Below are 12,914 nucleotides of genomic sequence, written 5' to 3' on the forward strand. Positions count from 1 at the left end.
GCCAGGGCGAAGAATCCTAGATAGATGGAAGCTCCAAGCCCAGTCATCTCGTGCCTCACTTCTTCGGTTAACTACCGTCAGTGTGCATAACGCCACCGACAACCCACATCCATCCCGCGGCGTGTCGTGACGTACGTCGCTGGGCGGACGCCGACGTGGCCCAGGTCCTACTACGTTTCGGATATGAGCCGGATTCGCGATGAACTGCACCGTCCGGCGGTGTGGCTGATCCCGCTGGTCGTGGCCGCAGTGCAGCTTTCGGGCAGCGGCCGCCCACGCCGCCGCGGAGGCGGACCGGATCTGTACTGGGTGCCGCTGAACTGGTTCGGCTATCTGTTGCTGATCGCAGGCCCCGTCGCGCTCCTGCTGCGCACGGTCTACCCGTATACGGTGCTGCTTGCCGTCATCGCGATCACCGGGACTTATCTGGCGGCGGGTTTTCGCTTTGGGCCGGTATTCCTCTCGCTGATCGTGGCGTTCCTGAGCGCGGCAACGGTGGGCCCGCGTTGGCGCAGCTATCCGCTGCCGCTGCTGGGCTGGGCGGCGGTGGTCTGGGTAGTCCCGCTGGCCCGCGGCCACGATCCGCCGCCCACGGTTGCCATCGGCGCGATCGCGGCGTGGCTGCTGGTGCTGGTCGCCGTCGCCGAGGGCATCCGGCAGCGCCGCGCAGTGCTTGTTGCGCGGCGTCAGCGTCGCGCCGCGATCGCGAGGGAAGCCCAGGCCGAGCAGGATCGACAGGCGAGCCAGGCGCGCTTGTCCATCGCGAGGGAGCTGCACGACGTGCTCGCCCACAGCCTCTCGATGATCAACGTCCAGTCGTCGGTCGCGCTGGAACTGCTCGACGACCAGCCGGAGCGGGCGGGCCCGGCGCTTGCCGCGATCAAAGATGCCAGCAGGCAAGCAATTTCAGATGTGCATTCACTGGTGACGGCGCTGCGTGGCGACGATGCGCAGCCGACGGCGCCCACCCCCGGCATTGCCGATTTGGACGGCCTGGTCGGTACGGCTCGCGCCACGGGCCTGGCCGTGACCACGGCCGTACACGGTGAGCCCCGCGTGCTCCCTGCGGTGATCGACGTCGCAGCGGCGCGCATAATGCAGGAGTCACTGACCAACGTAGTGCGGCACTCGACAGCTCAAAATGCCACGGTGACAGTGGATTACGGACCTGATGCGTTGACCGTCGCCATCGACAATGATGGGCGCCCGCTGAACGCCAGCCCGTCGTCGGGTGGCAGCGGCATCACCGGCATGCGTGAGCGCGCCCGTGCTCTCGGCGGCGATCTGTCGGTGCGCCGGCAGCCCGGCGGGGGTTTCAGTGTGCGCGCCACGCTCCCGTTGAGCGATGAAAAGATCGGTGGATCATGATGATTCGGGTCTTGGTTGCCGACGACCAGTCACTGGTGCGGGCCGGTTTCGTCGCTCTGCTGGACGCGCAGGACGGCATCGAGGTGGTCGGTGAAGCCGACACCGGTGTCCGGGCGCTGGCCGCCGCCCGGCAGCTGCATCCGGATGTGGTGCTGATGGATATCCGGATGCCCGAGATGGACGGTCTGGCGGCGACGCGGGAGATCGCCGCCAACCCAGCTTTGGCCGACGTCCGCGTCGTTGTGCTGACGACATTCGAACTCGACGAGTACGTCTTCGAGGCGATGCGGGCGGGGGCGAGCGGGTTCCTGGTCAAACACACTGAACCGACGGAGCTCGTGCGGGCGGTGCGGGTGGTCGCGGAGGGTGATGCGCTGCTGTCGCCGTCGGTGACTCGCCGACTGGTGTCGGAATTCGCGGCCCGCACCAAGGAACCGACGGGGTCACTCGGCGCGCTGGCGGACCTGACCTCGCGGGAACGTGAGGTCATGGCGCTGGTGGCGGAGGGCTTGACCAACGCCGAGATCGGTGAGTGCCTGTTCATGAGCCCGGCCACCGCGCGCACCCACGTCAGCCGGATCCTGACCAAACTCGGAGCACGTGACCGCACCCAGCTGGTGGTGATGGCGTACGAGAGCGGTCTGGTACGCCCGGGATGGCAGGGCTGACGGCACGTATACGCGGTGCGGCGTAGGGCAGGTGACGTCTGCGGGCCGATGTGGTCCGGTCGCGTTGGCGGCAGGCTCGAGGCATGAGTATTTACGAGATCACCCCAACCGCAGTCACTTTCCTGGCAGAACGCGGCGAGCGCTACATGGACCATGAATGGAGCCCGTGGTTCCTGGTGGCCCGCCTGGTGTTCCTGACGCTGGTGGTCGTGGGCGCGTGGCTCGCCGTCCGGTACTGGCGCGGCAGCCACGGCGTGCGTACATTGCGCGACGCCTATGCCAAGGGCGAGGTCAACGAGGCCGAGTACCGCGAGCGCCTGGCCGTACTGAAGGAAACGCGCCGCTAGCCAGGCCGCTGCACCCCGTGTGGGCGGCGCGAGGGCGTGGCGAGTTCTGCACCAGGGTCGTGATTCGTGACGAATTACAGCTCTGGTGCAGAAGTCGCCGAGCCGCGATATGCGTTTGGCCTCTGACCCGGCCGGTGCGATACGCTGTCGTGGCTTCACGCGGGGTGTGGCGCAGCTTGGTAGCGCGCTTCGTTCGGGACGAAGAGGTCGTGGGTTCGAATCCCGCCACCCCGACTCGTGTCGTTGCAGATCACAGTCCCTGACCAGCACTTCTGGTCGGGGACTTTTTCTGTCTCAGTCCGCAGTTGGTCCGCAGCACGGGGCTGAATCTAGTTCTGGGGTCATCTGGGAAGAGGTCTGCGTACGTGTCCATCATCGACACAGCAAGCCGGGGACTGTTGCCACCAGGCGGCGCACCGGGAGGAAACACGCACTTAGAGGCGTTTCATGTCGCCGCCACTACCCCGCCGTCGACGAGCAGGTCGGTTCCGGTGATGAACGATGCCTCGGGTCCCAGCAGGAAGGCCGCGGCGGCGGCGATGTCCTCCGGTGTTCCCAGACGTTTGGCAGGCGAAGCGGTAACCATGGCCCGCATGCCTTCGCCCAACGGAGAGGCCAGCTCCGAGCGGCCCTGGGGTAGAGATGATGCCGGGGCTGATGGAGTTGATACGAGCGTTGCCTTGACCCCACAGACGGCTAGCGGCCTGCACGCGAACAAGATTGGCCTGCTTGGCAATGCCATAAGCCCAGCCTGGATCGTCGATGGCGGTGATAACCGGCAGCGCCAACAAGTCTGTAGGCGCAGCGGTGGCTGGAGCGTGCGCATGCTCGGCGGGCAACGGTGGGACCATATGGCCCGCCATGCTCGCAACAACCACGCCGGCACGGCCAAAACCTTTTCAGTGCTCGCTTGCGATGGGGACAAGCCAGCGGTGTGAGCGAGTTGTCGCACCGGTCCGCGAGATTGCGCCGTGTGGACAAGGCTGGCCACCGACTCCGTTGAGGCCACGTCGACAATCTGGGCATGCACGTCGTACCCGTCATCGGAAAGTGCAGCGGCGCTCGCACGCAAGGTTGACTCGTCAAAGTCGGCGAGTATCACTGTCTTGCCAGTTCCGAGGCGTCGGGCGATAGCACGACCCATACCGCCGACACCGATCACGACGAGTACGTCGGAACTCATCAATCGCCCTTCCGATACGAGACGATTTGTCTAGGTCGCGATGTCGGCGAGCGCGGATGGGGTGTCCAGGTCGGCGTATGCGGCCGCGTATCGCTGAGCCAACGTGACCGCGACCTCGGGGCGCTGCCATAGGCCACCGTCGGCGCTTGCCGTGCATAGCCACAGGGTGAGTCCGTGAGCCACCGAGGCGCGGTAGCGCAGCCAAACCTCATCCATCGTCGGCATCTCGTCAGTGGGTAGGGCGAGTGCATCGCGATACTCCCGAAGCAGCTCGCGTTCGTGGTCGCGGCGATCCGCAATAGTCAAGGCTCCCTGCAAGAAATAGCCCAGGTCGAGCGAAAAGTTGCCCCGCCGAGCTACCTGCCAGTCAAGGAAACCGACCTCGCCGTCCGGCAGGACGTAGGTGTTGCCGATGTGAGGGTCGCCGTGGAGCAGAGTCTGAGGCGATGTCGTCAGCGTCGCAATGTAGGGCTTCCAAATTGACTCAATGAGGTTCTCGATGCTCAGTGCCATGACTTCATCAGGAGCGTCGTCGCCGAGCCGCTCAAGGGCGGACGGCAGCGGCGCGTATTGCATTCCGTCCCATGGAACGAACGGTTCAAGCCAACCGAGTGCAGGATTGCTGAGGACTCTTTGACCCCAATACTGGCCATGCATGCGACCCAGTCCGCGGACACCCGATCGGGCCTGTTCCACGGTCAGCGGTCTGGTGGAGTCTCGTGGGTCTGCCGCACGCGCGTTGAGGTCTTCCATGACAAGGAAAAAGTCGTAGGCGTCTTCGTCGATCAGGGCGGCATAGACCATCGGATGTTCCAGCGGTATGTCCACACCAGAAGTGAAAAGCCTTGGCTCGTGGAACATCCCACTGGTCATGCGGATGAGTTCCTTGTGCGCAGGATCGGCAGCCTTCACAAAGACTGTTGCCGGTCCGCCGCCAGATGAATACGTCAAACCCAACCGGGCACGCCGATTAGTGCCATCGTCGCGCAGTTCAAGTGTCACGTCCTTGACCGTGGCACCGGGATGGCGGTCCGATAGCGCCGTCGACATCCAGTCTGGCGTGATCTCGTCCCAACTCTTGGGCACCTGCAATGAGTGCGTGGTCACTGGCGAGTCCTTTCTTCGCGTCGGGGATCGCATCGATGTTACGACACGCTGCGTGTCGTAACTCAAGGACCTACCTTACGGCCCTTGTTCGCGATGTCGATCGGCAACAACCTCGTATGCCTTGGCGGTTCAGGCGCGGCTCTACCGCATAGGCTCTCCGCATGCCCGACCAGCGCGGCGGCAGGCCACGAGACGCCCGGTTGGACCACGCGATCCTTGAGGCCACCCGAGGGCTCCTGGCTGCCGACAGCTATGCGGACTTATCCATGGAAAGCGTCGCCGCACGCGCGCAGGTTGGAAAGAAGTCCCTCTACCGGCGATGGCCGTCCAAAGCACCTTTGGTAGCTGATGCAGTGTTGGACGCATACGGACGCGGCGGTTCGTTCGGCGTTCCAGACACGACAGACATCCGTGCCGACCTGCAATCGTGGCTGATCGAGCACGCCGAATTCATCGCTGATCCATCGAACGCGGCATTGATACGCGCACTCATTGCTGCGGCGGCGTCGAATCCGTCGGATAACACCGCTCTCTACGAACGGCTGAGTGCCCCGCAGCACGCCGGGCTGATGACACGTCTGCGCCACGCTGCCGAGAAAGGGGAACTTCGCCGCGACGCCGACCTCGACGCAATCGCCAAGGCGCTGATCGGCACCTTGCTGTTGGAGGTGTTAACCCGCACGGCGACAAGCGGTGCACTCGCAACGCGATACGACGGACTGCTGGACGTAATCCTGCGAGGTGCGGCTGGCAATACTCGCAAGCGGGGTGGGGGGTAGCCCTCTACCGAAAAGCAGGACTGCCTCGCGCGGCCAGCGTCTGCTCTCGCTCTGGGCTAGTGATCGCACACAACGGGTTCTGTGATCCCGGCGCCGTGAGTCGATGACTCGTCCCCAGTTCGTGCCTATCAGGATCAGCACGCCCCCGATGACGGTGATGACGGTGAGTGGGTCGCCTCCTGCCAGGACGCCGATTGCAGCGGCCCATAGCGGTTCGGTTCCCAGTAGCAGGCTGACGCGCGCTGAGGAGGTGCGCCGGACAGCCCAAATCTGGATGAAGAACGCGAACACTGTGCATACCAACGCCAGATAGAAGGTGATCAGCCAGGAACGAGCGCTCATGTGGGTGGCGACTTCGGCGACCCCGCGCCCGGTAACTTGCGACAGGATCACGAACACTGCCAGCCCGGTGACGAGTTGTACGAGTGTGACGCGTGCCGAGTCGAGTGTGCGGTGCTCAGAGAAATGCGCGATCACTGTGACATGTACGGCTCGCGAGGCGGCGGCAAGCAGGATCAACAGATCACCAAGGCTGGGGACGGCGAACCCGCCACTTTGGGTGAGCAAGCCGACACCGGCTACGGCGATGACGGTGGCTCCGTAGAAGATCGGCGGCAGGTGCGTGTGGCGCATCCATTGTTCGAGCAGTGGGGTCATGACGATCGTCAAGGAGATGATCAGTCCCGCATTGGAGGCCGAGGTCATTGTGACGCCGAATGTCTCGAGAGTGAAAACGACGCTCAAGACCCCGCCGAACGAGGTGCCGAGAATGAGTTCGGAGCGGCTGAGGTGCCGAAGCCGCGGCAGCAGGATGATGCCCAATCCGGCGGCCGCGATGGCGAATCTGATGACCAGGAAAGCGAAGACGCTGTCGGGGGTCACGACGTCCTTGGCGGCTAGGTAGCTCGATCCCCATACGACGGCGACGGCCAGCAGGGCCAGGTCAACATCAAACGGCCGAAACCTGTGAGACGAGATGACGATGCTCTTTCTGGGAGTGGTTCACCAAGAGCCGCCAAACCCCAAATGCACTAGGGCAGCCCGATACACCCACAGATGCAGGGTGGAGAGGCCGCGATTCAGCGACTGCCGTAGGCGCCGGCGCCCGCGGTGAGTCCATGATCACCGCGCGACGACACTTTAGACAAGCAAAACCTTTTACATCTAATGATTAGAATTGCTACATGGATGTCGAGCGACTGCGCCTGCTTCGAGAACTCGCCGAACGCGGCACCGTCCACGCCGCCGCTGAAGCCATGTCCCTCACCCCGTCCGCTGTTTCTCAACAACTCAAGACCCTTCAACGCGAAACCGGTGTAGCCCTGCTCGAGCCAGAAGGGCGGCGGTTACGGCTCACTGATGCCGGGCTCACCCTGGTAGCTCGAACCGATGAAGTCCTCGCCGCGCTGGATCGAGCGCAGGCCGACATGGACGCCTACCGCACCACCCCACGCGGCATAGTGCGTGTCGCGATGTTTCCCTCCGGCGCCGCGATGCTGCTAGCAGGACTTATCACCCAAGCCGCCGCAATCGGGGTTGAAGTAGTGGGTCGCGATATCGACCAGCCTGCAGCGAACGCCCCCGCCCAGCTCGCCGACTTCGACGTCGTCGTGGTCCATCGCGACGAACGCGATGCGGCGCAGTGGGGTTCCCGAATTGAAGCCACCTTCCTACTCCGGGAACCTCTTGAAATTCTGCTACCGCCACATCATCGGCTCGCCAACCGCAAACGAGTGCCGCTGCGCGAACTTGCAAAGGAACCGTGGATCGGCGTCGAGTGGGGCCTCATGGTGGACGACGTGCTGCGATCGCTAGCCGCCATATCCGGTGCCCAACCTCGAATCGTGCAGCGAGTCAACGACTTCCGTGTAGTAGAAGAACTGGTCATGGCAGGAGTGGGCGTGGCGTTGTTGCCGCGCTACGTACTCACTGCGCGAAATCTAATCCGCAAGCCGCTTAGCGGCGTGCGCGTAGCGCGCCGGATCGAAGCCGTCACCCGCGTCGGCGCCACCAGCCGCCCCGCCGTTGCCGCAGTCATCAACATCCTCAAGAGGGTGGCGGAGGAAACAGTGGAGCTGAACACAAGGCCACAATGACCAGCCAAGCAATATCCCGCCGTCACGTGGGGCAGGATCTGATGGAACACCCACTCACCCTCGCCCCAGAAATCGGTCTAGCTCAGCTGGTTTCATCGCCGCGGTGGGCCTTCACGGACGCGCGCGCCAACAGGCGCAGCAGCACCTGGCTGATGCCCTTGAGTGGCGCCTTCACCAACGGGAACGATGCCGTCGACGAGAGTGTCCAGTTGATGTGCGTGCCGGCGCCCGCCCGGGTCAACCGCACTTCGCCGGTGTAGCCAGGAAACGGCGTCCCCGACAAGGCCTTGTAACCCATCACGTTGGGCGGCTCGAAGCGAACGACCTCCTCCACGATGTCAGGACCCGGACCCGGCGTCGCAATCCGGCGGACCGCGCCAACTCCGTTGGCGTCGGCCGTGCCGGGCCGGTCCATCGTCACGGCTACGCCAGGCCCCCAACTCATCATCCCGACATGGTTGGTCAACGTGTCCCACACGATCTCGATCGGTGCGGCGACGGTGGTCTGCGACCTGGCTTGCATCGATCCACCTTAAGCATTGAACACTTGACCAGTTTACTGATCGCTTGGCTAAACTATTGAGCGTGCGGCCAAACACCGATCTCACGTCCCGCGCCCGGATCAGGGATGCGGCGATGCGCCTGTTCGCCGACCAAGGCGAGCGGGCGACGACCATCCGTGCCGTCGCCGAACAAGCCGGCGTAGCCCCTGGACTGGTGTCGCACCATTTCGGCAGCAAGCAGGGCTTGCGTGACGCCTGCGACGGCTACGTTCTCGACTACCTGCGGCAGATCATCAGTCAGGGCGTCGACGAACAGGGCGTAGCCGATCCCGCCTATCTGGACACCGTGTACCAAGGCGCTGCCGACATATTGCGTTATGTTGCAAGAGCTTTGGTTGATGGGTCGCCGGGGGCCGCCACGCTGTTCGACAACTTCGTCGCCCTCACCGAGGAATACCTGGCGAGTCACGCGCCAAGCGGTGAGTCGCAATCAGACCCGCGCACCCAGGCGGCGGTGATCGTTGCGATGCGCCTCGGAGTCTGGGTGCTGCACCCGCACCTGCTGCGCGCGATGGGCGCAGAAACGCTCACGCCTCAGTTGATGTCACGGCTATCCGCCGCCGTGCTCGACGTCATGTCGCAGAACTTCGCCGGCGCCGACGTCGTCGCGCTGGCACGCTCCGGCCTCGCCCGCTACCAGCAGACAGAGGAGTAACCAAATGGAACTCGAGAAGGTCAGACTCGCCGGCGCGCAAGAGACCACGCTGGCCACGCTGTACGGCAAGGCCATGGAGAGCAAACGGCCTGACTCCATCCTCGGAGACCGTGAAGCCGACGCTGCGCTGCGCAAAATCGACTACGACTTCAGCAGGCTGCGGGTTCGGCGCAGCGATCAACTCTCGCTTGCCGTGCGCGCGAAGGCCTACGACGGATGGGCCCAGCAATTCCTCGACACCCATCCCGAGTGCACCGTCCTGCACCTCGGCTGTGGCCTGGATACCCGGGTGTATCGGGTCGATCCGCCGCCCACCGTGCACTGGTATGACGTCGACCTTCCCGACGTTATCGAGTTGCGGCAGCGGCTTTTTCCGGCGCGGGACGGCACGCAAATGCTGGCCGCATCGACGACCGATCCCCGTTTGCTCGAAACCATCCCCGGCCATACGCCTGTCCTCGTCATCGCCGAAGGCCTCACGCCCTACCTGAGGGCCGTCGACGGTCTTGCACTTCTGCGACGCATCACCGAGCACTTTCCTCGCGGGGAGATGCTGTTCGACGGATACGGCCGTCTCGGTGTGTGGTTCCTGCAGCGATACGGATGCGTGAAAGCCTCAGGCGCACAACTGGACTGGTGTATCAACGACCCGCGCGAGATCGAACGTGCCGTTCCTGGGCTGATCCTCGACGCCGAGTTGTGGTACACGAACGCCCCTGGCATTGAACAGCACTACTCGTGGCTGTACCGGCGCTTCGCTGCTGCCTTGTATTACGTCACTCCGGTGCGCCGCCTCGGCCGCCCGTTGCGTTACCGGTTCAATAGCTAGGCGAAGATGCCGACACCGGGACCCGGCTTGGATTGCACCTTTGTGTAAACGATTACCGAGCTGATCTCGACGAGGCCGATAATTAGCAGCGGCCAGACCGCGCCGGCCACCAAGCTGACCCAAAATGGATGGGGCGCAGGTGATTGGCGATCGTTCCACCGCCTGCCCGCCGCGTACACCCCTGGCGTGACCAGCAACCAGCCACCGAGGTAGATCCCGATCCAAAAGCCCAGGTCGACCACGCGTACCCCCGTCCCGAGACCCAAAACGTCGGAGTCGACTTCCCCAAACAGCTTAGTTCTAAACAAATTCGCATTGCGAGAGGCTCGCACCGCCCGGCCCAAATACTTGCGAATACGTCAGTTTTCTTCTGCCAGTCATGGTTTGACCCGCGATGTTGCGGGGAATCACATGCGGCGTGACGCTCCCTTCGACCTTCGTCGAGCCCTCACTCCCCCACGCGGTGGGGCCGCTGTCGGCGACGGTTCTCGAGATCCTGCGAAGCGGCCGCCCCGCGCTGCACGCCCGCCCCATGGCGGTGCCGGTCTGCGAAGCAGACCCCTACGGCCTCGACCTACAACTGGCCCTCTACGTCTGCTACGAACTGCATTACCGCGGATTTGATGGTGTCAATCCCCAATGGGAATGGAATCCGTCGCTCTTGCATGTGCGCGGCCGGCTCGAAGATGCGTTCCTGAGCGCGGTGCGCCGCGACGTCGGCGACATCGATCCGGAGGAGACCGCAGCCGACGCGATGGACGCGCTGTCGCTTGAGCCCGCCGACGGCACCGGCCCGTCGTACTACCTACGCGACGAGGGCACCTGGGAGCAGATGCGCGAGTACTTCGTGCACCGCTCGCTGTACCACCTCAAGGAGGGGGATCCGCATGCGTTCGCAATTCCCCGCCTGATCGGGCAGGCCAAGGCCTCGTTCGTCGCAGTGGAGTTCGATGAGTACGGCGGCGGCCGCGGCTCCCGCGTGCATCAGGAGCTGTTCGCCGACCTGATGGACGCCGCAGGACTGGATTCGACCTACCTCGGCTACCTCAACGACGTACCGGCCGACGCGTTGGCCTCGGTCAATCTGATGTCGCTGTTCGGGCTGCACCGTGACCTGCGTGGCGCGGCGATCGGACACTTCGCGTCGACGGAGATCACGTCGTCACCCGGCTCACGCCGATTGGTCGACTCGTTGAAGCGGATGGGCGCTCCGCAACCCTGCATCGAGTTCTACCGGGAGCACGTCGAGGCCGACGCGGTCCATGAGCAAGTGGTGCGCACAGATGTCGTCGGCGATCTGGTCGCGCGTGAACCGCAATTGGATCGCGATGTCGTCTTCGGCATCAAGGCACGCGACGTGGTCGAAGACCGGCTCGCCAAACACGTGATGGACTGCTGGGCGGCCGGACGGACGTCGTTACGCAGACCGCTTGCGTGACAGCTTGTTTCGCTCCCGGCATCGATGGCTGGTATCGCACAGCGGATAATCCTTGCTGCGCCGGCATGCGCAGATCGCGACCATGAACCGGTCGGACTCCACCACAGTGCCGTCGGCCATCTCGATGCGCACCGGCCCCTGCACCATCACCGGTCCGTTGGGGACTACGCGGACCACCCGCGGTTCGGTATCAGTCATGGCTTGTCCGCTCTGATTACCATCAGTTCTTCTTCGCGGCGGCCCGGTTCGAGGCGACCGGTCTCTTCCAGCCAGGTGGCGCGTGACGTCAGCACAGGCCCGAACGGGATCCACTGGTAAGCAATGATTTCCGCGTCGAGGCCGGCGCCGGCCAGCGCTGCGAGCGTCTCACGCGGACCGGCGAACTCGGACTGCACCAGCAGCAGCGTCCCGCCGTCGGCCAGTAGGGCGGGGGCCGCGGAGCACAACGGGTCGAGGACAAGACGTCCGTCGAACCCCGCGTCCCATGCGCGTGCCGGTCCGATGTGCGACGGAAGTGCTGCGCCGTCGACGCTTGGATCGTGCGGCACATAGGGCGGATTGCACACCAGCAAGTCATATGGGCCGAATTCCACGGCGCGCGCCCAGGAACCGAGGTGTACCTCTACGGCCGCTCCGGATGCCAGCGCGTTCTGGCGCGCACACGCCACCGCGCGCGAGCAGATGTCGAACGCGGTGACCTTCGAGGCGCCCTGCTCACCCGCAGCGATCCCCACCACGCCGCTGCCGGTGCACAAGTCGGCGACCCGACTGGACCGTGCCAGCCCCGTCTTCTCCATGACATCGATGAGTAATTGCGAGTCCTCCTGCGGGGCGTACACCCCTTCGAGAGCGACCGGGGTATCCAGGTCGGTATAGGCGCTCGTCATATCGGCCTTTCAAACGGTCCACGCTGCGGTGGGTCTAAGCATGTGAGGTGATTAATGCCCTGTATCGCCGGTGTTAAACCCGGCGTGTTTGCTTTGCTGCCTGGTGGGGCACACCGCACCCGTGCGAGCTTCCGACATTGCCGCGCTCCCCATCCGGTTGGGCGCGGCCGTCCGCCACCGCCGGTTTTTCCATCCCGACGGTGTGCTCGCCGAGGGCATTCTCGAGCGGGTAGCGCCGCAGGGCGAGGGACTACCGATGGTGTCCTGCGACGTCGTCGGCCGGGTATCGAAAGGCATTGGACTTCCCGGCGGACTGCCCGATGTCGCGGGCGTCGCGTGGCGGATGCCTCCTCAGCAGGATCTGCGTAGTTGCACGCCGTGGGACGTGTTGCTGGCGTCGACGGTCGGCAGTACCCGCTTGGTTCTCGCGCCCGTGCGCAAGTGGTCGGGCGTCACGTTCTCCACACTGATGCCGCTGCGGTTCAAGGGCAGCGTGTGGTGGGTGCGGGCGCGCCTGGTCTCACACATCGAAACACCGGGGCTGTCGGTGGCCGGGGTACGCGACCAAATCGACTCTGGCGGCTTGGATTTCGAGATCGAGCAGGCAGCGGGAATCGGGGAGTTCCGGCCCCTTGCGCGCCTGACGCTTCGGCACGTCGACCCCAGCCGCGACGACATCGGGTTCGACCCGATCCTGCACAGTGATCCGGAAGTCAGCCTGGCTCCGGCCTGGCTCAGTGACTTCCGGCGGGCGGCATATCGGCGTAGCCGGGAAGGGCGCGGCGCCGAGTAGCCGTCAGTCGGGCGGCTCTCCGGCGGACCCCTGATCGTCGGCGACGTCGGGTGCGTTCTCCCGTGTCGCCATCCCGCCTTCGCGCCCTTGGTCAGTTGGCCCGGGACGCCCGCCCTTCGGCTCTTCTTCGTCGTCGTAGATCCCTTTACCGCGCGGCATCGCAGTCCCTTTCGTCACGGTGGAACTACCCGCGGACGGCCC

The 12,914-nt window shown here is 64.5% G+C and carries 16 protein-coding genes, 1 tRNA gene and 1 pseudogene; 10 read left to right on the plus strand and 8 right to left on the minus strand.

Annotated elements, in window-relative coordinates; all coding sequences use genetic code 11:
* The first annotated feature begins 183 nt into the window (after positions 1 to 183).
* The 4 genes from VFH65_RS30855 to VFH65_RS30870 all read left to right on the plus strand — a co-directional run bounded on the left by VFH65_RS30855 (position 184) and on the right by VFH65_RS30870 (position 2,617).
* Positions 184 to 1,368, plus strand: coding sequence for a sensor histidine kinase (locus VFH65_RS30855; RefSeq protein WP_353327151.1), 1,185 nt, complete (start codon positions 184 to 186; stop codon positions 1,366 to 1,368).
* Positions 1,365 to 2,036, plus strand: a complete 672-nt coding sequence (locus tag VFH65_RS30860) for a response regulator transcription factor (protein WP_353327153.1) — start codon at positions 1,365 to 1,367, stop codon at positions 2,034 to 2,036. Before VFH65_RS30855 ends, VFH65_RS30860 begins: the two co-directional genes overlap by 4 nt.
* Before the next feature lie 83 nt (positions 2,037 to 2,119).
* The gene (locus VFH65_RS30865) at positions 2,120 to 2,383 is read left to right on the plus strand and encodes a hypothetical protein (protein WP_353327155.1); all 264 of its coding nucleotides are present in this window, start codon (positions 2,120 to 2,122) and stop codon (positions 2,381 to 2,383) included.
* 160 nt (positions 2,384 to 2,543) lie between these two features.
* Positions 2,544 to 2,617: transfer RNA gene (locus tag VFH65_RS30870), tRNA-Pro, on the plus strand.
* Positions 2,618 to 2,828: 211 nt separating this feature from the next.
* Here VFH65_RS30870 and VFH65_RS30875 read toward each other — a convergent pair.
* Together VFH65_RS30875 and VFH65_RS30880 are read right to left on the minus strand one after the other, a co-directional pair.
* A pseudogene (locus VFH65_RS30875) lies at positions 2,829 to 3,566 on the minus strand (SDR family oxidoreductase).
* A gap of 30 nt (positions 3,567 to 3,596) precedes the next feature.
* A complete protein-coding gene (locus VFH65_RS30880; RefSeq protein WP_414688551.1) occupies positions 3,597 to 4,616 on the minus strand; it encodes a phosphotransferase in 1,020 nt (339 codons plus the stop codon).
* 257 nt (positions 4,617 to 4,873) lie between these two features.
* Between VFH65_RS30880 and VFH65_RS30885 the strand changes: the two genes are divergently transcribed.
* Positions 4,874 to 5,452, plus strand: coding sequence for a TetR/AcrR family transcriptional regulator (locus VFH65_RS30885; protein WP_353327159.1), 579 nt, complete (start codon positions 4,874 to 4,876; stop codon positions 5,450 to 5,452).
* Here VFH65_RS30885 and VFH65_RS30890 read toward each other — a convergent pair.
* Positions 5,345 to 6,436 (minus strand): DMT family transporter, encoded by a 1,092-nt coding sequence (locus VFH65_RS30890; protein ID WP_353327180.1) that lies wholly within the window; start codon positions 6,434 to 6,436, stop codon positions 5,345 to 5,347. The genes VFH65_RS30885 and VFH65_RS30890 overlap by 108 nt on opposite strands.
* Positions 6,437 to 6,636: 200 nt before the next feature.
* On the opposite strand from VFH65_RS30890, the gene VFH65_RS30895 reads away from it, so the two are divergent.
* A complete protein-coding gene (locus tag VFH65_RS30895; RefSeq protein ID WP_353327161.1) occupies positions 6,637 to 7,548 on the plus strand; it encodes a LysR family transcriptional regulator in 912 nt (303 codons plus the stop codon).
* Between the two features lie 82 nt (positions 7,549 to 7,630).
* On the opposite strand, the gene VFH65_RS30900 is transcribed toward VFH65_RS30895, so the two are convergent.
* A complete protein-coding gene (locus VFH65_RS30900; RefSeq protein ID WP_353327162.1) occupies positions 7,631 to 8,071 on the minus strand; it encodes an SRPBCC family protein in 441 nt (146 codons plus the stop codon).
* Between the two features lie 62 nt (positions 8,072 to 8,133).
* Between VFH65_RS30900 and VFH65_RS30905 the strand changes: the two genes are divergently transcribed.
* Both VFH65_RS30905 and VFH65_RS30910 read left to right on the plus strand, forming a co-directional pair.
* Positions 8,134 to 8,766, plus strand: a complete 633-nt coding sequence (locus tag VFH65_RS30905; RefSeq protein WP_353327164.1) for a TetR/AcrR family transcriptional regulator — start codon at positions 8,134 to 8,136, stop codon at positions 8,764 to 8,766.
* 4 nt (positions 8,767 to 8,770) lie between these two features.
* A complete protein-coding gene (locus tag VFH65_RS30910) occupies positions 8,771 to 9,595 on the plus strand; it encodes a class I SAM-dependent methyltransferase (RefSeq protein ID WP_353327166.1) in 825 nt (274 codons plus the stop codon).
* On the opposite strand, the gene VFH65_RS30915 is transcribed toward VFH65_RS30910, so the two are convergent.
* Positions 9,592 to 9,837 carry a hypothetical protein gene (locus VFH65_RS30915; protein ID WP_353327168.1) on the minus strand — a complete coding sequence of 82 codons (246 nt, stop codon included), beginning with the start codon at positions 9,835 to 9,837 and terminating at the stop codon, positions 9,592 to 9,594. The genes VFH65_RS30910 and VFH65_RS30915 overlap by 4 nt on opposite strands.
* A gap of 176 nt (positions 9,838 to 10,013) precedes the next feature.
* On the opposite strand from VFH65_RS30915, the gene VFH65_RS30920 reads away from it, so the two are divergent.
* Positions 10,014 to 11,033, plus strand: a complete 1,020-nt coding sequence (locus VFH65_RS30920) for an iron-containing redox enzyme family protein (RefSeq protein ID WP_353327169.1) — start codon at positions 10,014 to 10,016, stop codon at positions 11,031 to 11,033.
* On the opposite strand, the gene VFH65_RS30925 is transcribed toward VFH65_RS30920, so the two are convergent.
* Entirely contained in the window at positions 11,013 to 11,231 is a 219-nt protein-coding gene (locus VFH65_RS30925; RefSeq protein ID WP_353327171.1) for a CDGSH iron-sulfur domain-containing protein, read from the minus strand. The genes VFH65_RS30920 and VFH65_RS30925 overlap by 21 nt on opposite strands.
* Entirely contained in the window at positions 11,228 to 11,920 is a 693-nt protein-coding gene (locus tag VFH65_RS30930; protein WP_353327173.1) for a HemK2/MTQ2 family protein methyltransferase, read from the minus strand. Before VFH65_RS30930 ends, VFH65_RS30925 begins: the two co-directional genes overlap by 4 nt.
* Positions 11,921 to 12,041: 121 nt before the next feature.
* Here VFH65_RS30930 and VFH65_RS30935 point away from each other — a divergent pair, with 121 nt between their 5' ends.
* Positions 12,042 to 12,713, plus strand: a complete 672-nt coding sequence (locus VFH65_RS30935) for a phosphodiesterase (protein WP_353327174.1) — start codon at positions 12,042 to 12,044, stop codon at positions 12,711 to 12,713.
* Between the two features lie 3 nt (positions 12,714 to 12,716).
* On the opposite strand, the gene VFH65_RS30940 is transcribed toward VFH65_RS30935, so the two are convergent.
* Positions 12,717 to 12,914 (minus strand): hypothetical protein (locus tag VFH65_RS30940; RefSeq protein ID WP_353327182.1); only part of this gene is annotated, 198 nt, incomplete at its 5' end.

This window comes from Mycobacterium sp. (genome assembly GCF_035697385.1).
In the GTDB taxonomy this organism is placed as follows: domain Bacteria; phylum Actinomycetota; class Actinomycetes; order Mycobacteriales; family Mycobacteriaceae; genus Mycobacterium.